The organism is Amycolatopsis sp. AA4 (assembly GCF_002796545.1).
Classification (GTDB): domain Bacteria; phylum Actinomycetota; class Actinomycetes; order Mycobacteriales; family Pseudonocardiaceae; genus Amycolatopsis.
On record NZ_CP024894.1, the window covers coordinates 7,113,374 to 7,132,686 of the forward strand.

General features: G+C 70.7%; 18 protein-coding genes. 14 read left to right on the forward strand and 4 right to left on the reverse strand.

Annotated elements, in window-relative coordinates; translation table 11 throughout:
- Nucleotides 1-12: 12 nt before the first annotated feature.
- The 6 genes from CU254_RS32780 (at nucleotide 13) to CU254_RS32805 (ending at nucleotide 4,491) form a co-directional block, all read left to right on the forward strand.
- Nucleotides 13-633, forward strand: a complete 621-nt coding sequence (locus CU254_RS32780; RefSeq protein WP_009083109.1) for a lipid droplet-associated protein — start codon at nucleotides 13-15, stop codon at nucleotides 631-633.
- Nucleotides 630-1,895, forward strand: a complete 1,266-nt coding sequence (xseA, locus tag CU254_RS32785; protein WP_009083110.1) for an exodeoxyribonuclease VII large subunit — start codon at nucleotides 630-632, stop codon at nucleotides 1,893-1,895. The genes CU254_RS32780 and xseA overlap by 4 nt, the downstream gene beginning before the upstream one ends.
- Nucleotides 1,895-2,350, forward strand: a complete 456-nt coding sequence (locus CU254_RS32790; RefSeq protein WP_037715580.1) for a hypothetical protein — start codon at nucleotides 1,895-1,897, stop codon at nucleotides 2,348-2,350. Before xseA ends, CU254_RS32790 begins: the two co-directional genes overlap by 1 nt.
- Nucleotides 2,347-2,571, forward strand: coding sequence for an exodeoxyribonuclease VII small subunit (locus CU254_RS32795; RefSeq protein WP_009083113.1), 225 nt, complete (start codon nucleotides 2,347-2,349; stop codon nucleotides 2,569-2,571). The genes CU254_RS32790 and CU254_RS32795 overlap by 4 nt, the downstream gene beginning before the upstream one ends.
- An 89-nt stretch (nucleotides 2,572-2,660) precedes the next feature.
- Nucleotides 2,661-3,719, forward strand: a complete 1,059-nt coding sequence (glpX, locus tag CU254_RS32800; protein WP_009083115.1) for a class II fructose-bisphosphatase — start codon at nucleotides 2,661-2,663, stop codon at nucleotides 3,717-3,719.
- Between the two features lie 19 nt (nucleotides 3,720-3,738).
- Nucleotides 3,739-4,491, forward strand: a complete 753-nt coding sequence (locus CU254_RS32805; RefSeq protein WP_009083117.1) for a trypsin-like serine protease — start codon at nucleotides 3,739-3,741, stop codon at nucleotides 4,489-4,491.
- A gap of 1 nt (nucleotide 4,492) precedes the next feature.
- Here the strand turns inward: CU254_RS32805 and CU254_RS32810 are convergent, their stop codons facing one another.
- Complete coding sequence (locus tag CU254_RS32810; protein WP_037715582.1) at nucleotides 4,493-5,464, reverse strand: NAD(P)/FAD-dependent oxidoreductase; 972 nt, start codon at nucleotides 5,462-5,464, stop codon at nucleotides 4,493-4,495.
- Nucleotides 5,465-5,575: 111 nt separating this feature from the next.
- Between CU254_RS32810 and CU254_RS32815 the strand changes: the two genes are divergently transcribed.
- On the forward strand, nucleotides 5,576-6,973 hold the full coding sequence (locus tag CU254_RS32815; RefSeq protein ID WP_009083120.1) for a class II fumarate hydratase: 1,398 nt from the start codon (nucleotides 5,576-5,578) through the stop codon (nucleotides 6,971-6,973).
- A 3-nt stretch (nucleotides 6,974-6,976) separates the two neighbouring features.
- On the opposite strand, the gene CU254_RS32820 is transcribed toward CU254_RS32815, so the two are convergent.
- A complete protein-coding gene (locus tag CU254_RS32820; RefSeq protein WP_009083124.1) occupies nucleotides 6,977-7,876 on the reverse strand; it encodes a DMT family transporter in 900 nt (299 codons plus the stop codon).
- 88 nt (nucleotides 7,877-7,964) lie between these two features.
- On the opposite strand from CU254_RS32820, the gene CU254_RS32825 reads away from it, so the two are divergent.
- The 5 genes from CU254_RS32825 (at nucleotide 7,965) to CU254_RS32845 (ending at nucleotide 15,041) form a co-directional block, all read left to right on the forward strand.
- Complete coding sequence (locus tag CU254_RS32825; RefSeq protein ID WP_037715584.1) at nucleotides 7,965-9,326, forward strand: PLP-dependent aminotransferase family protein; 1,362 nt, start codon at nucleotides 7,965-7,967, stop codon at nucleotides 9,324-9,326.
- 89 nt (nucleotides 9,327-9,415) lie between these two features.
- On the forward strand, nucleotides 9,416-11,101 hold the full coding sequence (locus CU254_RS32830) for a PstS family phosphate ABC transporter substrate-binding protein (protein ID WP_009083125.1): 1,686 nt from the start codon (nucleotides 9,416-9,418) through the stop codon (nucleotides 11,099-11,101).
- A gap of 69 nt (nucleotides 11,102-11,170) precedes the next feature.
- Nucleotides 11,171-12,796, forward strand: coding sequence for an ATP-dependent DNA ligase (locus tag CU254_RS32835; protein ID WP_234392777.1), 1,626 nt, complete (start codon nucleotides 11,171-11,173; stop codon nucleotides 12,794-12,796).
- A gap of 158 nt (nucleotides 12,797-12,954) precedes the next feature.
- Nucleotides 12,955-14,259, forward strand: a complete 1,305-nt coding sequence (locus CU254_RS32840) for a S8 family serine peptidase (protein ID WP_199786044.1) — start codon at nucleotides 12,955-12,957, stop codon at nucleotides 14,257-14,259.
- A 134-nt stretch (nucleotides 14,260-14,393) separates the two neighbouring features.
- Entirely contained in the window at nucleotides 14,394-15,041 is a 648-nt protein-coding gene (locus CU254_RS32845) for a Pr6Pr family membrane protein (protein ID WP_009083133.1), read from the forward strand.
- Here the strand turns inward: CU254_RS32845 and CU254_RS32850 are convergent.
- On the reverse strand, nucleotides 15,001-16,221 hold the full coding sequence (locus CU254_RS32850) for an NADH:flavin oxidoreductase/NADH oxidase family protein (RefSeq protein ID WP_037715586.1): 1,221 nt from the start codon (nucleotides 16,219-16,221) through the stop codon (nucleotides 15,001-15,003). The two genes, CU254_RS32845 and CU254_RS32850, sit on opposite strands and share 41 nt — an antisense overlap.
- A gap of 94 nt (nucleotides 16,222-16,315) precedes the next feature.
- Between CU254_RS32850 and CU254_RS32855 the strand changes: the two genes are divergently transcribed.
- Entirely contained in the window at nucleotides 16,316-16,939 is a 624-nt protein-coding gene (locus CU254_RS32855; protein WP_009083135.1) for an MBL fold metallo-hydrolase, read from the forward strand.
- Nucleotides 16,940-17,330: 391 nt separating this feature from the next.
- On the opposite strand, the gene CU254_RS32860 is transcribed toward CU254_RS32855, so the two are convergent.
- A complete protein-coding gene (locus CU254_RS32860; RefSeq protein ID WP_009083138.1) occupies nucleotides 17,331-17,798 on the reverse strand; it encodes a DUF309 domain-containing protein in 468 nt (155 codons plus the stop codon).
- 67 nt (nucleotides 17,799-17,865) lie between these two features.
- On the opposite strand from CU254_RS32860, the gene CU254_RS32865 reads away from it, so the two are divergent.
- On the forward strand, nucleotides 17,866-19,305 hold the full coding sequence (locus CU254_RS32865; protein ID WP_009083139.1) for a GuaB1 family IMP dehydrogenase-related protein: 1,440 nt from the start codon (nucleotides 17,866-17,868) through the stop codon (nucleotides 19,303-19,305).
- Nucleotides 19,306-19,313 lie beyond the last annotated feature (8 nt).

The following is a 19,313-nucleotide window of genomic DNA, read 5'->3' on the forward strand; positions in this document are numbered from 1 at the left end:
CACGCTGGACCCATGAAGCCACTCCCGCTCCCCCTCCGGGTCGCCGCGGGCCTCGCCGTCACCACCGCCGAGCGGGTTCGTGAGCTCCCGAAGCAGCTCACCGGCCTGCCGGTCACCGTCGTGAGCCAGGTGCTGCAGCTGTCCATGCGCGTTCAGCAGCAGGTCACCGAGCTGGCCATCAAGGGCGACGACGCGCTGTCGATGCTGCGACCCGTCGAGGACACGCCCAGCTGGGCCACATTCGACGAGGACGCCGAGCCCGAATTCACCCCGTCCCGGCCCACGCTCGTGCCGGTCGACGACCTGCCCGAGCCGCGCACCAACGGGCACCGCGTGGAGCCGCCGGAGACCATCGACGATCCGTGGGTCGAGGAGACCCGCGCGCTCGGCGAGGAGCACCCGGACGGCGAGAACGACAGCTCCGGCCCGGCTGGCCTGGGCAATTACGACGAGCTGACGCTGCCGCAGTTGCGCGCCCGGCTGCGCCGGCTGACCGTGCCGCAACTGGAAGAACTGCTGGAGTACGAGAAGGCCAACGCCGACCGCGCGTCGTTCGTCGGCATGCTCGCGCGGCGGATCGGCAATGCGCGCAAGGCCGAGGAACAGCCGGGCAACCCCGCGGAAGGCCAGTGAGCAACGACCCCGCCACCAGCGCGGAGAATCCGTGGCCGGTCCGCACCGTCGCGCGCAAAATCGGCGACTGGATCCACCGGCTCGGCGACGTCTGGGTCGAAGGCCAGGTCACGCAGATGAACGCGCGGCCCGGCACGCAGACCGCGTTCCTGACCCTGCGCGACCCGTCGGCGGACGTCTCGATGTCCGTGACATGTCCGATGTGGCTGGTGCGCGAACTGCCGACACCGCTGCGCGAAGGCGACCGGGTCGTCATCCACGCCAAGCCGTCGTTCTTCTTCGGCCGCGGCACTCTCAGTCTTCGCGCGGACCAGATCCGCGCGGTCGGCATCGGCGAACTGCTCGCGCGGATCGAACGGCTGCGCAAGCTGCTGGCCGCCGAGGGCATGTTCGCGCGCGAGCGGAAGCGGCCGATTCCCTTTCTGCCCAAGGGAATCGGGCTGATCACCGGACGCGCGTCGGCGGCCGAGCGGGACGTGCTGGCGAACGCGCAAGCGCGCTGGCCGCACGTGTTGTTCAAGGTGCTGAACACCGCCGTGCAGGGTTCGCAGGCCGTGCCGCAGATCCTCCGCGCACTGTCCATATTGGACAAAGATCCGGACGTCGACGTGATCGTCATCGCCCGCGGCGGCGGCAGTGTCGAGGATTTGCTGCCGTTCTCCGACGAAGCGTTGTGCCGGGCGGTCGCGGCCGCGGGCACGCCGATCGTCAGCGCCATCGGCCACGAGCCGGACACGCCCCTGCTCGACCACGTCGCCGACCTGCGCTGTTCCACGCCGACAGACGCGAGCAAGCGCATCGTGCCGGACGTCCGCGAGGAAACCGCGCGCGTGCGGCAGATGCGCGACCGCGGCCGGCGCGCGCTGCACGGCTGGGTCGATCGCGAAACGCGGCTGCTGACCCAGTTGCGGAGCCGTCCGTCGCTGGCCGATCCGCTGGGTCCGATCGAGCGCAGGCTCAGCGACGTCGAGAGGCACCGCGAACGCGGCCGGCGCGCGATGCTCAGCCTGCTCGCCAAGGACCAGGCAGAAGTCGCGAACGCGCGAGGCAGGCTGGCCGCGCTCGGCCCGGCGGCCACGATGGAGCGCGGCTACGCCGTCGTCCAGTTCACCGATTCCGCAGGCAACCTCCACGTGCTCCGCTCCGTCTCCCAGATCGAGGACGGTGCGCAGCTGCGCGTACGGGTCGCCGACGGGGCGGTCCACGCGGTGGCCGAATCCGTCGAGCCGACGACCCCCGTACCCGAAGGAGACCGGCCGTGATGCACCGGGCCCCGGCGTTCCTCCCGCTCACGGTGGACGCCGCCGCCCGGCTCGACGCCGGTCTCCTGCTGCGGCAGGCCCTGGTCACCGACCGCGCGGCCGACGAATGCTGGACGGCCCTGCTCGCCGGCTGCGGCACCGCGGCCCGGCGCGGGCTGGCTCCGCAGCTCAGGCGGCTGTCCGAGGCGACGTCGGAGCACGTCGGCGTCCGCTGGTGGTTCGCCGAAGGGACCGGCCACCGACGACGGGTCGCGAGCGCGCAGGAGAACCTCGAAGACGCCATCGCGGACGGTGACGGGCAGGAGTTCGCGCTGGCGTTCGTCGGATACGACCACGCGATGGCCAGCGCGGTGGTCGCGTGCCCGCGGCGGGGCCGCTCCGGCCTCCCCGGAACCGGCGACGGACGCGGTACTCTGCGCCGACAGCCCCAGGCACCACAAGGTCGGAGAACGTGAGCGAAGCAGACACCGCCGGACTCGGTTACGAGCAGGCCCGCGATCAGCTCGTCGACGTCGTGAAGGAGCTGGAAGCCGGCGGGCTTTCCCTGGAGCAGTCGCTGGAGCTCTGGGAGAAGGGCGAGCGGCTCGCCAAGGTGTGCGAGCGGCATCTGGAAGGCGCGCGCGAGCGGATCGAGGCCGCGCTGGCCTCCGTCGAGACCGACGACGACACAGAGTGACGTGCACCATGCGTGGCTGAATCGGTCAGGTGGTCCAGGGATCTGACAGACTGGGCACCCGCTGACGAACCGTGTTCCGGGAGGCCACCATGACCACCGCCAGTGACCGCAGCCGACGCGAAGCGCCTGATCGCAACCTCGCCATGGAACTGGTGCGGGTGACCGAGGCAGCCGCGATGGCGGCCGGCCGCTGGGTCGGCCGAGGCGACAAGATCGGCGGCGACGGGGCTGCCGTCGACGCGATGCGCCAGCTCGTCTCCACCGTCTCGATGCGCGGCGTCGTCGTCATCGGCGAGGGCGAGAAGGACGAAGCGCCAATGCTGTTCAACGGCGAAGAGGTCGGCAACGGCGACGGCCCGGACTGCGACGTCGCGGTCGACCCGGTCGACGGCACCACGCTCATGGCGAAGGGCATGCCGAACGCGCTGGCCGTGCTCGCCGTCGCCGAACGCGGGGCGATGTTCGACCCGTCCGCGGTGTTCTACATGGAGAAACTGGCCGTCGGCCCGGACGCGGCGGGCAAGGTGGACATCTCCGCCCCGGTCGCGGAGAACATCCGGCGCGTGGCGAAGGCGAAGAACTCCAGCGTCAGCGACGTGACGGTCTGCATCCTCGACCGGCCGCGGCACGAGCAGCTGGTCAAGGAGGTCCGCGAGGCGGGAGCCCGGATCCGGTTCATCTCGGACGGCGACGTCGCCGGCGCGATCGCCGCGGCCCGGCCGACCACCGGCGTCGACATGCTGCTCGGCATCGGCGGCACGCCCGAGGGCATCATCGCCGCGTGCGCGATGAAGTGCCTCGGCGGCGAACTGCAGGGCCGGCTGTGGCCGAAGGACGACGCGGAGCGCGAGAAGGCGCTCGCCGCGGGCCACGACCTGGACCGGATCCTGCTCAACGACGACCTGGTCACCGGCGACAACGTGTTCTTCTGCGCGACCGGCGTCACCGACGGCGACCTGCTGCGCGGCGTCCACTACCGGGCGGGCGGCGCGACGACGCAGTCGATCGTCATGCGGTCCAAGTCCGGGACGGTCAGAATGATCGACGGCTACCACCGGCTCGAGAAGCTGCGGGCGTACTCGTCCGTCAACTTCGACGGCAACCTCGACCTCGACGAGGACGAGCACGTGGTGCCTCCGCTTCCCTGATCCGCCAAGGAGTTTCCCGGTGTCGAAACGGCTGTTCGCGCTGGTGCTGACTGTCCTCACCGGAATCGTGCTCAGCGCGGGCAGCGCGTTCGCCGGGCCTGCCATCGTCGGCGGGACCGACGCGGACCAGCCGTATCCGTTCGCGGTGTCCCTGCACACCTCGGGCGGCGCGCTGTTCTGCGGCGGTTCGCTGATCACGCCGACCTGGGTGGTCACCGCGGCGCATTGCCTGTCCGCGAAGGATCCGGCGACGATCGGGTTGCGGGTCGGCAGCAACGACGCGGACGAGGGCGGGGAAACTCCGAAAGCGGCGGAATTCGTGCTGCATCCGCATTTCAACGCCGAAACGCAAACGGGCGACGTCGGCTTGATCCGCCTGACCGCGCCGGTGAAAGCCGCGCCGATCGCCATCGGCAGTGCGGCGTCTCCGGGCACGGCGGTCCGGATAATTGGCTGGGGCCAGACGTGCGCGACACCGAATTGCGGCCCGGTGTCGAAGACGTTGCGCCAGCTCGACACGCAACTGGTGCCGGGCGCGAAATGCACGGCGGCGTTCGACGGAACCTCCGAACTGTGCACGGACAGCCCTGGCGGATCCGGTTCGTGCTACGGCGATTCCGGCGGCCCGGAACTGATCCGCGACGGCGACCGGTGGGTGCTGGCCGGGATGGTCAGCCGCCCCGGCAACCGCTCGTCGACGTGCGGATCGGCTCCGTCGATCGCCACCTCGGCGATCGCGTATCAGCCTTGGCTGGCGGAGAAAACCGGCTGATTCACTCGACGTTGCTCGAATGCCCGGGGAACAAATGCGCCTCCGGATTCAACGCCACCGCGATGTTGTTCACCGCCGTAGCCGCCTCGCCGAATCCAGTCGCGATCAGCTTCACCTTCCCCGGATACGCCGCCACATCTCCCGCCGCGTAAACGCGCGGCCGAGCAGTCGCCATCGTCGAATCCACCGAAATCGCCCGGTGATCGATTTCCAGTCCCCAGCTTTCGATCGGCCCCAAATCCGCGGTGAAGCCCAAAGCCGCGACCACCGCGTCCGCGCGCAGCTGTTCGTCCGCGCCGCCCTTCACCGTCACCTCGACCGCCGTCAGCGAACCGTCCGGGGCTTCGACGAACCGGGCCACCTCGGCGTCCGTGACCAGCCGCACGCCCAGTTCCCGCACTTGGCGCACGATCGACTCCGCGGCCCGGAACTTCGCGCGGCGGTGCACGAGCGTCACGCTCGCCGCGACCGGATGCAGCGCCAGGCACCAGTCGAACGCCGAATCCCCGCCGCCGACCACGACCACGTGCTGGCCCGCGTGGGCCGCGAGCGACGGGACGAAATGGACCATCCCGCGGCCGAGCCAGCCGTCTCCGGCGGGCAGCGGGCGGGGCGTGAACTCGCCGATGCCCGCGGTGATCAGGACCGCGCCCGCGCGCAGCACGTCACCGCCGTCGAGGGTCAGTTCGAGACCGCCGTCGACGCTCTCCAGCTTTTCCGCTTTGCGGCCGAGCAGGTAGTTCGGTTTCCACGGCGCGGCCTGGTCCACCAGTCCCTGCACCAGATCCCGGCCGCGGACCGCGGGGAACCCGCCGACGTCGTAGATCATCTTCTCCGGATACATCGCGGTGACCTGGCCGCCCGGCTCGGGCAGCGAATCGACGACGGCCATCGACAGGCCGCGGAATCCCGCGTAATAGGCGGCGAAGAGGCCGGTGGGACCGGCTCCGATGACGACGAGGTCGTAATCCATGAGGCTCGCTCCATGCCAGTGGTGGGCGGCGGTGATCGAGAACACATCGAGCTTACCGGGGTGGGCGACAACACCCGGCCGGAAAGCGGAATCGGGGCCAGAATCGGGGGTATGGCTGAACAGGAATACCGGATCGAACACGACACGATGGGTGAGGTCCGCGTCCCGGTCGACGCGCTCTACCGCGCGCAGACGCAGCGTGCCGTCGAGAACTTCCCCATCTCCGGCCGCGGTCTCGAGCGCGCCCAGATCCGCGCGCTGGGCCTGTTGAAGGCCGCCGCCGCCCGCGTGAACGCGCGGCTCGGCGTCCTGGACGCCGACGTCGCCGACGCGATCGCGAAGGCCGCCGACGAGGTCGCCGAGGGCAAGCACGACGAGCACTTCCCGATCGACGTCTTCCAGACCGGCTCGGGCACCTCGTCCAACATGAACGCGAACGAGGTCATCGCGACGCTGGCCGCTCGCGCCCTCGGCCGCGACGTGCACCCGAACGACCACGTCAACGCGTCGCAGTCGTCCAACGACACCTTCCCGACGACGATCCACGTCGCCGCCACCGAGGCCGTCCTCACCGACGTCATCCCGGCGCTGGAGCACCTCGCCAGCGCGATCGAGGCGCGCGCCGAGGAGTGGCAGGACGTCGTCAAGTCCGGCCGCACGCACCTGATGGACGCCGTGCCGATCACGCTCGGCCAGGAGGCGGGCGCGTGGGCCGCGCAGATCCGGTTCGGCATCGAGCGGCTGCAGTCGGGCCTGCCGCGGCTGGGCGAACTGCCGATCGGTGGCACCGCGGTCGGCTCCGGCCTGAATGCGCCCGACGGTTTCGGCGCGGCGGTGTCGGCCGAATTGGCGCAGATCACCGGGTTGCCGCTCACCGAAGCCCGCAACCACTTCGAGGCGCAGGCGACGCAGGACAGCGTGGTCGAGACCTCCGGGCACCTGCGCACGGTCGCGGTGTCGCTGAACAAGATCGCGAACGACCTGCGCTGGCTGGGCTCCGGCCCGCGCACCGGCCTGGCCGAGCTGGCGCTGCCGGACCTGCAGCCGGGTTCGTCGATCATGCCGGGGAAGGTCAACCCGGTCATCCCGGAGGCGACGCTGCAGGTCGTCGCGCAGGTCGTCGGCAACGACGCGGCGGTCGCGTTCGCCGGTGCGGCGGGCAACTTCCAGCTCAACGTGAACCTGCCGGTCATCGCACGCAACGTGCTCGAATCGGCGCGGCTGCTGGCGGCCGTCTCGCGGTTGCTGGCGGACAAGGTGTTCGCCGGGGTCACCGCGAACGTCGAGCGCGCGCAGCAGTACGCCGAGGGGTCGCCGTCGATCGTCACGCCGCTCAACAAGTACATCGGTTACGAGGAAGCGGCCGCGGTGGCGAAGCAGGCGCTCAAGGAACTCAAGACGATCCGCGAGGTCGTGCTGGAGCGCGGGCACGTCCGCGACGGCAAGCTCACCGAAGCGCAGCTGGACGAGGCGCTCGACGTGCTGCGGATGGCGCGCGGCGGGAAGTAGCTCTCAGCCGATCGTAGCGGCTCGTTCGGACAATTCCGGGCGGGCCGCTTCGCGTTTCCACAGTCCACATGCGACTCCCGCAGCGACCAGGGCGACGCCAGCCAAGTCCTTCAGCTCGAACCGTTGTGCGCCGATCAGCACCGCCACCGCCAGTCCGGCTACCGGCATCAGCCCGATCAGCACGCCCGCCCGGTCCGCGCCCAACCCGACGACGCAGCTGTACCAGAGCACGAAAGCCACCGCGGTCACCAAGACGGCCAGCAACAGCAACGCGACGAGTTCGCGCGCGTTCGGCCACCGCCACGCTCCGGCCGGATCGACCACCGTCCCGACCACGGAACCGCTTGCGGCAGCGGTGAAACAACTCCACGTCGAGGTCGCCAACGGGCCGAGCCGGCGCAGCAATCCCACTGCGAGCAGCGTGAACGACGCCTCGCACAACATCGCCAGCGCAGCGAGCAACAGCCCTGGCGCCGAAGCGGAACCGCCGCCGGACAGCACCACGATGCCGAGTCCAGCCAGTACGGCTCCGACGACCGGAGCGGCGGACGGACGGCGACCGTCGAGCATCGGTGCGAGCAGCGCCAACACGAGCGGGCTGGCCCCGAGAAACGCCGCTACCGCACTGGGTTCCGCGTAGCGTTGCGCCAGCAGCAGACAGGCCTGGAACCCGATCATCCCGGTGGCGGCGAGCCCGAGCAGGGTCGGCAGATCGCCCAGTTTCGGCCGTGGCAGCGGGCTGCGCGTGACCTTCGCCCAGCCCAGCAGCAGAAGGCCGCCCAGCGCGTACCGCAACGCCTGCCCGGTGATCACCGGATATCCGTCCAGCATGCCGGTGACCGGCACCGATCCGCCGACCAGCACCGCGCCGGCCACCCCTGAAAGCACCATCGACCGTTTCACGCCGCTCAGTCTTCTGCGGTCAGTGGTCTATTCAGAAGGACCACTCAAACCTGGCCTAACTGGACCACTTCGCCGTACTGTCGGGTCCGTGGAAACCATCCGCGAACTGCTGCTGCCCGCCGCCACCGGAGGACGCCGGGGGCGCGCGGTCGAGGCCGCGTTGCGCGACGCGATCCGCACCGGGCGGCTGGCGGTCGGCACCCGGCTGCCGTCGAGCCGCGACCTCGCGCGCCAGCTCGGGGTCGCGCGCGGCACGGTGACCGCGTTGTACGAGCAGCTCACCGCCGAGGGTTATCTGCTGAGCAAGCACGGGTCGGGCACGCGCGTCGCGCCGATCGACGGTACCGCACCGAAAACCCAGGTCAGCGCGGCGAAGACGCCGGCCTGGGAGTTCGACCTGCGCCCCGGACTGCCGGCGTTGTCCGCGTTTCCGCGCGCCGAATGGCTTGCCGCCGAACGAGAAGCCCTGAACGCGACGCCCGATCTCGGCCTCGGCTACCCCGATCCGACCGGCCATCCGGCGTTGCGCGCGGAACTGGCCGCCTACCTCGGGCGCGTCCGGGCGTTGCCGACGAACCCGGACGACATCGTGATCACCAGCGGCGCGGCGGAAGCGTTGTCGTTGCTGGCCGACGCCTTGCCGGACCAGCGCATCGCCGTCGAGGATCCGAGCCACCACGGCCAGGCGAACCTGCTGCGCGACCATGGACTGGTGCCGGTCGGGATCCCGGTCGACGACAAGGGCATCAACGTCGACGCACTGTCCACTTCAGACTGTTCCGTCGTGCTGGTGACCGCCGCGCACCAGTTCCCGCTCGGCGTCGCGTTGCATCCGGAACGTCGTCGGCGGCTGCTTTCCTGGGCAGCGGAAACCGGCGGGCTCGTCCTGGAAGACGACTACGACGCCGAGCATCGCTACGACCGTCCGGCTCTCGGCGCGATGCGTGCGCTCGCCCCGGAGCACGTCGCGTACATCGGCAGCGTCAGCAAGGTACTCGCGCCAGCGTTGCGGATCGGCTGGCTCATTCCGCCGCGACGGCTGCGCGACGCCGTGGCGCGGGTCAAGGAAATGCACGACCTCGGCTGCCCGCCGCTTCCGCAAGCCGCGCTCGCGCATCTGATCGCCACCGGCGGATACGACCGGCATCTGCGGCGCACGCGACGGCTGTACCGCGCTCGTCGGGACACGCTTATCGAAGCTCTAACTCAGCGATTGCCGCAGTGGCAGCCAGTCGGGATCGCCGCCGGGCTGCACCTGGTCGTCCGCCTCCCCGACGGCGCCGATGACGTGCGACTGCAGGAAAAACTCGCCGCGGCGAGCGTGCACGCCCCGGCTTTGTCGACTTATTCCCATAGCTCGGCCGGATATCCGGGTCTCGTGCTCGGGTACGCCGCGCTCCCGCCGGACCGGCTCCGCGCCGCCGTCGAGCGGATCGCGTCGGCCGGTTGAACCGCTGGTGAACACCTGGTGCACCGGGGAGGGGTCCCGGGGCCGGCGCTTACTGTGGACATTCTCGGGAGCGGCTAGGGGGAGGCGGCGTGAGCTTCGGAGATGTCCTGCGAGCGCTCGCCGAGGTGCTCACTTCCGATCGCGGCATCGTGCCGATCGCGGTCGTCGCGGGCGCGACGATCCTCGCCCCGATCGTCGACCGCTACGTGATCCGCCGCAGGCGCGTCATCTACCGGGAGCTGTACAACTCCAAGATCGGCCTCAACCCGGTGACGCTGCGCGATCAGGAAAACGGCGCGGTGCAAGCGGATCCGGAACTCGTGCGCACGGTGCAGCTGCTGGAACCGCTGAGCGTGGTCGTGATCCGCATCCGCAACACCGGCAGTTTCGACATCGGCCCGGACGACTGGGAACACCCGCTGCAGTTCACCTTCGGCCGGAGGGTGGTGTGGGACGCGCGCGTGTCCGACGCCAAAGACGGTCTGCGGGAAGTGGTGCGGAACGGGCTTGAATTCTTCACTCATGATCAGCCTACGCCGGAATCCGGCACCGCGCGACTGTCCGGCGTGCGAGCCTTGTTGTCGCAACGGTTGTCCGGGTTCCTGCGACAGCCCGAATCCCCTGCTCCAGCCCCGCAGACGCCGCAGTGGCACGGCGTCCGCCTCGAACAGCTTTCGTTGAAGCGACGGGAAAAGTTCAAACTCGTCGTCGTCCTGCGCGAGCCCGACGACTGGCAAGGCGGGCCGCTGTCCAAAGAACTGGACGTCACCGGACGGCTCAGCGGCGGGCGGATCAAGGACGAGCGCAAACAGCGCTGGCTGTCGTGGCCGGTAGTGACCGTGGCGATCGGAGTGCTGCTGACCGGCGTTTTGCTGAGCACGCTGATCGTCGCCGCGTCACGCGGTCCCGCGGCCGGCTGCGGCACCGGAAACCTTGCGGTGCACGGGTCCAGCGCGTTCGCCCGGATCATGAACAGCATCGCGACGGAGTACCACGGGCAGTGTCCGGAGGCGGCAATCACCACGCAGGCGGTCGGAAGCGTGTCCGCGGTGCGCGAGCTGGGGCCGTTGCCAGCAGAGCAAAAAGACAGCTTGGCAGTGCTGTCCGACGGCAAGGCTACGGGCGCTGGGACGGATCTGGTCACGCAACCGGTCGCGGTGCTCGTGTACAGCCTGGTAGTGAACAAGTCCGTCGGCGTCGACCATCTGAGCAGCGAGCAGGTGCGAGGCATTTTCAGCGGCAAGTACACCGACTGGGCGCAACTGCGCGAGGGTCCGTCCATCCCGGTGCGGATCGTCGGACGCGGGCAGGAATCGGGCACGCGCAAGACTTTCGAGGAGAAAGTGCTGAGCGCGGCCGAGCCGGGATTGTCGTCGGACGACTGCCGGACGCCGACCCGTGCCCCGCACGCCGCGGTGGTGCGCTGCGAACGCGGCACGACCGACGAGCTGCTGCGGGCCGTCGGCGACACCCCCGGGGCGATCGGCTACGCGGACGTGCCCGCGGCCAAGATCGCCGCGGCGAGCGGGCGGGTCGCCATGGCTAAGCTCGACGACCGCTACCCCGACGTGACCAGCATCGACGCCGGTTATCGCTTCTGGACGGTGGAGTACCTCTACACCAAGGGCGTGCCGGAGAACGACTCGCTGCTGAAGCAGTTCATCGACTACCTCCGCAGCAGCACGGCCCGGGCGGAATTGCAGGACGCAGGGTACACGCCGTGTGTGACGAAACAGGGGCTGCTGGACCAGTACTGCACTCGTCCGGATGCCTGAGCAGCTCTTTTTCACCCGGTCGAGGCTGGGGCGCGAGTTTTTGTCGGTGGCGGGGGCGATGATGGCCGGGTGTTGTTCACCGACCTCGTCACCGCCTCCGCCGAACTGGCGGCCACGCGGTCACGGAAAACGAAAATCGCCGTGCTGGCCGCCGTGCTGCGCGCGGCCGAACCCGGCGAACTGCCCGCGGTGATCGCGTATCTCACCGGGCAGACCGCGCAGGACCGGCTCGGAGCCGGCTGGCGCACGCTCGCCGACCTCGCCGTCGAACCCGCGGCCGCGCCCGCCGTGTCCGTGGCGGAGGTCGACGCCGCGCTCACCGAGGTCGCCGCCGCGGCGGGCGCGGGTTCGGTGAAGCGCCGGGCGGTGGCGCTCACCGCGCTGTTCTCCCGGCTGACCCGCGCCGAGCAGGAGTTCGTGTTCCGGCTCGTCACCGGCGAGCTGCGGCAGGGTGCGCTGGAAGGCGTGATGGTCGACGCGGTCGCGGCGGCGGCCGAGGTGGGCCTCGAGCAGGTACGGCGCGCGTTCATGCTGTCCGGGCGGTTGCCGGTCACCGGGCAGGCAGCGCTCACCGGGGGCGCGGCGGCGCTTGCCGAGTTCGGGCTGGAGCTGGGCCGTCCCGTGCGGCCGATGCTCGCGTCCCCGGCGGAATCGCTGGAGGAGGCGGTGACCGAGCACGGGAACGCGATCGTCGAGTACAAAATGGACGGTGCGCGGATCCAGGTGCATCGGCGGGGTGCGGAGGTGCACGTGTACACGCGCACGCTGCGGGAAATCACCGGCAGCGTAGGCGAACTGGTCGAACTGGTGCGGGCGTTGCCGTGTGAATCAGTGGTGCTGGACGGCGAAACGCTCGCGCTCACCGACGAGGGGCGGCCGCGGCCGTTCCAGGAAACGATGAGCCGGTTCGGCAGCACGCGGGACGAACAGGTGCGGGCGTTGCTGCTGCGGCCGTACTTCTTCGACTGCCTGCACCTGGACGGGGTCGATCTGCTCGACGCGCCCCTGTCCGAACGCAACGAGGCGCTGCGGAAGGTCGCGGGCGAGCACGTGATTCCCGGTTCGGTCCGGCCGGAATCGCCGGCGGCGGTGCTCGACGCGGCGATGGACGCCGGGCACGAGGGCGTGATGGTAAAGGACCTCGATTCGATCTACGCGGCCGGACGGCGCGGGCGCGCGTGGCTGAAGGTGAAACCGGTGCACACCATCGATCTGGTGGTGCTGGCGGCGGAATGGGGCCACGGGCGGCGCACCGGCAAACTGTCCAACCTCCACCTCGGCGCGCGCGATCCGGACGGCGGGCCGCCGATCATGGTGGGCAAGACGTTCAAGGGGCTCACCGACGAGCTGCTGGCCTGGCAGACCGAGCGGTTCCAGGAGATCGAGACGCACCGCGACCGGTGGACCGTCCACGTGCGCCCGGAGACGGTGGTCGAGATCGAACTGGACGGGGCGCAGGTCAGCACGCGGTACCCGGGCGGGCTGGCGCTGCGGTTCGCGCGGGTGGTGCGGTACCGGCCGGACAAGGACCCGGGCGAGGCCGACACCATCGACACCGTCCGGGGGTTGCTGCGCGGCAGCCGTCCGGCGGTGGAATCCGGCCCGGCGGAAGGGACCGCGGCCGCGGGCCAGGCTGGTTCCGCGGAGCGGACCAGTCCTCGAGAGCAGGCCGGTTCCGAGGAGGCGTCCGGATGAGGTTCGCCGCGACCGTCCGCCGGATGAGTGGGCACATTACGGACATCGGGCAGTTTTTCCCCGCCGTACTCAGGAAAACGCCCGACGAAAGTCGATGTCGCACCCGTGGCCGCGTACCCGAGAGTGGGAGCACTGGCCTGCGTCGATGGGAGAAAAGCATGACGTTCCGGGTGAAATCAGCCGTCCGGGGATTCGGGCGGCCGATGACCCTGCTGGCGGGCGTGGTGCTCGCCGCCACCGTGGTGGCGGCACCGGCCAGTGCCGCGCCAGCTCCGCCGAAGCAGCCGCCGCGGCATCATTTCTCGGCTGCCGCGCAGTCGTTCGTCGGCGCGACCACTGTGCAGGAGCGGGTGGCGCGGCTCAACGCCGCGATGGCCAAGCTGCCGAAGGAAAGCGGCGCGTACAACGCCACGAAGCTGTGGAACCAGGGCATCACCGGAGCCGGGTCCACCGTGGCCACGCTGGTGTCGTTCGGCGACGACAAGGTCAAGCAGGTGCTGGACGAGTACTCGCGGCAGCACGGCCTGCCGCCGGCGAACGTCGAGGTGCTGCAGCCCTCCGGCGCGGTGCCCGCGTGCACCGATCCCGGGGTCGACACGGCCACCTGCCAGTCGTGGGGCGGGGAAACCGATCTCGACGTCACGATGATGCACGCGATGGCTCCGGGCGCGAAGATCGTCGTCGCCGCCACCCCGGTCGCCGAGACGCAGGGCTTCGCCGGTCTGCCGGAAATGATGCACGCGGTGGACTACCTGACCGAGCATCGGATCGCCGACGTGGTCTCGATGAGCTTCGGCACCACCGAGGAGAACTTCCCGTCGTTCGAGTCGATCAAGACCCTCGACCCGGCGCTGGAGCGGGCGAGCAAGGCGGGCGTCACGCTGGTCGCGTCGTCCGGTGACGACGGGCCGACCGGGGCGTACCTGCAAGGCCCCGGCAGGTATCCGTACCGCGTGGCGAGCTGGCCGGCCAGCGACCCGAACGTCACCGCCCTCGGCGGCACCCAGCTGCACCTCGACGCGAACGGCGTCCGCACCCGGCCGGACGACCTCGTCAACGCGGCGGACAACGGATTCAGCGAAGGGGCGGGCCTGTCGAAGGCGTACGCGCGGCCGTCGTGGCAGAACCGCGTCAAGAAGGTCACCGGCAGCTCGATGCGGGCGTACCCGGACATCAGCATGGAAGGCGTCCAGGGCACGTCCCAGTCGGCGCCGCTGTTCGCCGGCGTGCTGGCGTTGGCGGTGCAGGCCAACCACGGCCGGCTCGGCCAGATCAACCCGGCGCTGTACTCGAAGCTGGGTCCGCAGGGAACCGCGGCCGGGATCGTCGACGTCACCAAGGGCGACAACAGTCAGTGGGACGTCGAAGGCTTCAAGGCCGGTCCGGGCTACGACATCGCGAGCGGCTGGGGCACGATCGACGCCTCGGTCTTCGTGCCTGCCCTGGTGAAGGCGGTGCGGTGATGCGGTAGTCAACGACCGAGCACTGCCTCCGGAGGGCAGGTGTCGCTCGGCTTGCGCGAGTTCACCTGGCTCGACGCGATCGATCCTGGTCGTGTCGAGCCGGGCGGGCCGTCCCGGAGCCGTAGAGTCAGCGCATGTCGTCGAAAGCGTTGGCCCGGCTGTGGTTCGGGGTGACCGCGGCGGTCGTGCTGGCCGCGCTCGTGGTCCAGATCGTCGCGCTGGTGCCCGCGCAGGGACGGTACGCCAGCTTCGGCGGGCGGGTGGCGAACCTGTTCACCTACTTCACGATCATCTCGAACGTCCTCGTCCTCGTCACCAGCGCGGCTTTCGCCCGCGGCCGCGGCACCTCGCGGCTGATGCGCGTGCTGTGGCTGGACGCGCTGGTCGGGATCGTGGTCACCGGGGTCGTCTACCAGGTCGCGCTCGCCGGGCTGTACGAGTTGCACGGGCTCAGCCTCGCCGCGGACATCCTGCTGCACCGCGTCACCCCGGTGCTGTGCGTGCTCGGCTGGCTGCTCTTCGCGCCGCGCGTGCTGGAATGGCGCACCGTCTGGTGGTCGCTCGTCTATCCGTTGGTGTGGCTGGCTTTCACGCTCGTCCGCGGCGCGATCGACGGCTACTACCCGTATCCGTTCGTCAACGCCGACCAGCTCGGCTACGGACAGGTCGCGCTGAACTGCCTGCTCATCGGCGTCTTCTTCATCGTGCTCGCCAGCGGGGCCCGGGTCGCCGACCGGCGGCTCACGCGCGCACCCGCCGAAACGCGTTCAGCGGATCGCTGAGCCCGGCCTGGGCGAGCGCCCGCCACGCGCCGCGCTTCAGGTCCACCGGTTTGCCCGCGGCGACGCGGTGCATCTGCTGGGTGTGCCACTGGATCTCGAGCAGACTGTCGGCGAGCCGGATTCCCGTGTGCGGGCACCGCCGTTCGGCTCGGACGTCCTCGCCCGCGAGCAGCCGTCCCGGCAGCGCGGGGTCCACAGTGAACGGACGGCCGATCCCGATCACGTCCAGCGCACCGGATTCCAGCGCCTCCGCCATCCCGGCCGTCGTGGCGAACCCGCCGGTGACCATCAGCGCAACGTCGCTGATCTGGCGGGCTTTCGCCGCGTAGTCCAGGAAATACGCCTCCCGCCGCTGCGTGCTCGCCCGGCCGGAGCCCATCATCACGGCCCGCTCGTACGTGCCGCCGGAAATCTCCAGCAGGTCGATTCCCGCCTCGCCGAGCGCGCGGACCACCTGCAACGACTCGTCCTCGGCGAAGCCGCCGCGCTGGAAGTCCGCGCTGTTGAGCTTCACCGAAACCGGCACGCGGTCCCCCACCGCGCCCCGGACCGCGCGCACCACCTCGAGCAGGAACCGGCTGCGGTCGCGCCCCCACTCGTCGTCGCGCCGATTCACCAACGGCGACAGGAACTGCGAAATCAGGTATCCGTGCGCGCCGTGGATCTGGATTCCGGCGAACCCGGCGTCGACGAACGTCCGCGCCGACAACGCGAACCGCGCCACCACCGCTTCGATCTCGTCCCCGGTCAACGCCCGCGGCGCCGCGAACGCCGTCCGCACCCCTCGATCGCCGAACGGCACCGCCGACGGCGCGACCGGCTGCCGGGACAAGTACCGAGGGCTCTGCCGACCGGGGTGGTTGAGCTGAACCCACAACTGCGCGTCCGTCCCGTCCACGGACTGGGCCCACGACCGGTACGCCGCCGGGTCGGGCTCGGCGGGCACCGCGACGTTGCGCGGTTCGCCGAGCGCGGCGGGATCGACCATCACGTTGCCGGTCACCAGCAGGCCGGCCCCGCCGCGCGCCCAAGTCCGGTACAGCTGCGCGAGTTCGGCCGAAGGCGCGTTGCGACGGTCGCCAAGCTGCTCGCTGAGCGCCGACTTCGCGAGGCGATGCGGCAGCACGGCCCCGCACTGCAGCTTGAGCGGCTCGGCGAGCAGGTCCCGGGGGTCGGTCATGAGCAGTCCCGTCGTCGCGGCTAACTTACCGCGAGTAAGAATACTCGAAAGTAAGTACCGGCGGTATGCCTCGCGGGCCACTAGGGTCTGCGGCATGACGGCCATAGTGCAGAACCTGGTCACGTCGGGCGTGTTCGAACTCGACGGCGGCAGCTGGGACGTGGACAACAACGTCTGGATAGTCGGCGACGGCTCCGAGGTGATCGTGATCGACGCCGCGCACGACGCGGACGCCATCGCGGACGTCGTCGGAGACCGCACGGTCCGCGCGATTGTCTGCACCCACGCGCACAACGACCACGTCAACGCCGCCCCCGCGCTGGCCGACCGCACCGGCGCCCCGATCCTGCTGCACCCGGCCGACCGCGTGGTCTGGGACCTGACCCACCCGGACCGCGCCCCCGACGGCGACCTGGCCGACGGACAGGTCATCACCGTCGCAGGAACCGGGCTCACCGTGCTGCACACGCCCGGCCACGCCCCCGGCGCGGTCTGCCTGCACAGCCCCGACCTGGAAGTCCTCTTCACCGGAGACACCCTGTTCCACGGCGGCCCCGGCGCGACCGGCCGCTCGTACTCCGACTACCCGACCATCGTGAAATCCATCCGAGACCGCCTCTTCCCCCTCCCCGACGCGACGATCGTCCGCACCGGCCACGGCGAGGCGACGACCATCGGCAAGGAAAAGGCCGCGTCGTCCGACTGGCCCGCCGCCTGATCGGCCCCGCATCTCGCCAGGCGGGCCAACGCTTGTCGTCGGCCCGCCTGGCGAGTTCCGCGCTCGACCCCGATCCGCAAACGCTTGCGGCCAGCTGGACCAGCCGGGTCGGCACTGGCTGCCCACCCGAAAACGCGTCGCCACGCCTGCTCGCGTCGCCACAGGCCACGCCGCCCCGCGTCGACCGCGACTCGCTTACGGCTGGAGCCTGAGCCGCACCGGTCGCCCGCGAGCGACACTCGACGCCCGCCAACCGTCGTTCCAGACCGCACCGCCGGATCTGCCCCGCTCACGACCGACCAACGACCAGTTCCAGGCCGCCAAGGACTCGTCCGCCCCACCGGCGAACCGCCCCTGAGCCAAGGGCCGCCGGATGACGCGACGAAGCCGCCTACCGGGCCAGCCGAGGAACCTCCGGAACCACCCGGACCCGCTCCCGGGCCTCCGCCGCAAGCGCTTGCGCCCACCGCTGCAACCCGGCCACGTCGAGCCCGTGCGGCGGCTCGTCCCGGAACGGCGCGATGTTCTCCGCGCCCCGTTCCAGCAGCGCGACCGCCCCGTTCCCGTTCCCGCGCAACGCGTGTGTCAGCCCCACCGCCAGCTGGGCCAGACCCCGCCACAGCTCGCGTTCCGGCCCGTCCGTCGCCTTCCACGCGTCCTCGAACACCTCGTGCGCGTGGAACGGGCGGCCCGCGTCCAGCAGGTACTGAGCCTCCGCCAGAGTCTCCGCCGGGGTCCGCTGCACGCCTTCGGGCTGGCGCGGCACGCCGTCGGAGCCGTAGGGCAGCGGGCGGCCCAGACCGTCACGCGGGCGGGCGTTGCGGGCCCGTCCCCGGTCGTCGCGATCACGGCTGTCCACCTGGCCATTGTTCCACGGGCCACGCCGGGTTAGCGTCTCGCGCGCGAGCCACGTAGCCTGGTGACTCGTGCGCTTTCTGGATGGGCACGTGCCCGCTCACGACCTGACCTACGACGACGTGTTCCTGCTGCCGAACCGTTCGGACGTGGAATCCCGCTTCGGCGTCGACTTGTCCACTGTGGACGGCACAGGTGCGACGATCCCCTTGGTGGTGGCCAACATGACGGCCGTCGCCGGACGGCGGATGGCCGAGACCGTCGCTCGCCGCGGCGGGCTCGTCGTGCTTCCGCAGGACGTCGACACGGCCGCGGTGGCCGAAATCGTCTCCTGGGTGAAGTCCCGCCACGCCGTGTGGGACACGCCGCTGGTCCTCACCGGCGGCGACGCGGTGGCCGACGCCCTCAACCTCGTGCACAAACGAGCACACGGCGCGGTCGTCATCGTCGACGGCGACGGCAAGCCGGTCGGCGTCGTGGACGAGGCCGCCTGCGCCGGCGTCGACCGCTTCGCGCGGCTGGCCGACGTCGCCGAGCCCGCCGTCGTCGCCGTGCCGCTGGACACGCCGCCGCGCGAGGTCTTCGAACTCCTGCACAGCCACGGCGGACGGCTCGCCCTCGGCCTCGACGCCGACGGCCGCCTCGCCGGCGTCCTGACCGCGGTCGGCGCGCTGCGCTCGGAGATCTACACCCCGGCCGCCGACGCGAACGGCAAGCTGCGCGTGGCCGCCGCGGTCGGCGTGAACGGCGACGTCGCGGCGAAAGCCGAAGCGGTGCTCGCCGCGGGCGTCGACACGCTGGTCGTCGACACCGCGCACGGACACCAGGAAAAGATGATCGCCGCGCTCAAGGCGGTCCGTTCGGTGTCGCCGAAGGTGCCGGTCGTGGCGGGCAACGTCGTGACCGCCGAAGGCACGCGCGACCTCATCCACGCGGGCGCGGACGTCATCAAGGTCGGCGTCGGCCCCGGCGCGATGTGCACCACGCGGATGATGACCGGCGTCGGCCGCCCGCAGTTCTCCGCGGTCGCCGAATGCGCCGCGGCCGCCCGTGAGCTGGGCAAACACGTGTGGGCGGACGGCGGAGTCCGGCACCCGCGCGACGTCGCGCTGGCACTGGCCGCGGGCGCGTCGGCGGCGATGGTCGGCTCGTGGTTCGCGGGGACCCACGAATCCCCCGGCGACCTGCGGTACGACGAACAGGGCCGCCCGTACAAGGAGTCGTTCGGGATGGCGTCGAAGCGCGCCGTCGGAGCCCGCACGCGTACGGACAACGTCTTCGACCGCGCACGCAAGGCGCTGTTCGAGGAGGGCATCTCCACGTCGCGCATGGCGCTGGACCCGGCCCGGCCGGGCGTCGAGGACCTGATCGACTCGATCTGCTCGGGCGTCCGCTCGTCCTGCACCTACGCGGGCGCGCGCACGCTGGATGAGTTCCACGAGCGCGCTGTGTTGGGTGTGCAGTCCGCGGCCGGATTCGCGGAGGGACGTCCGCTGCCTTCCGGCTGGTAACCCCGCGG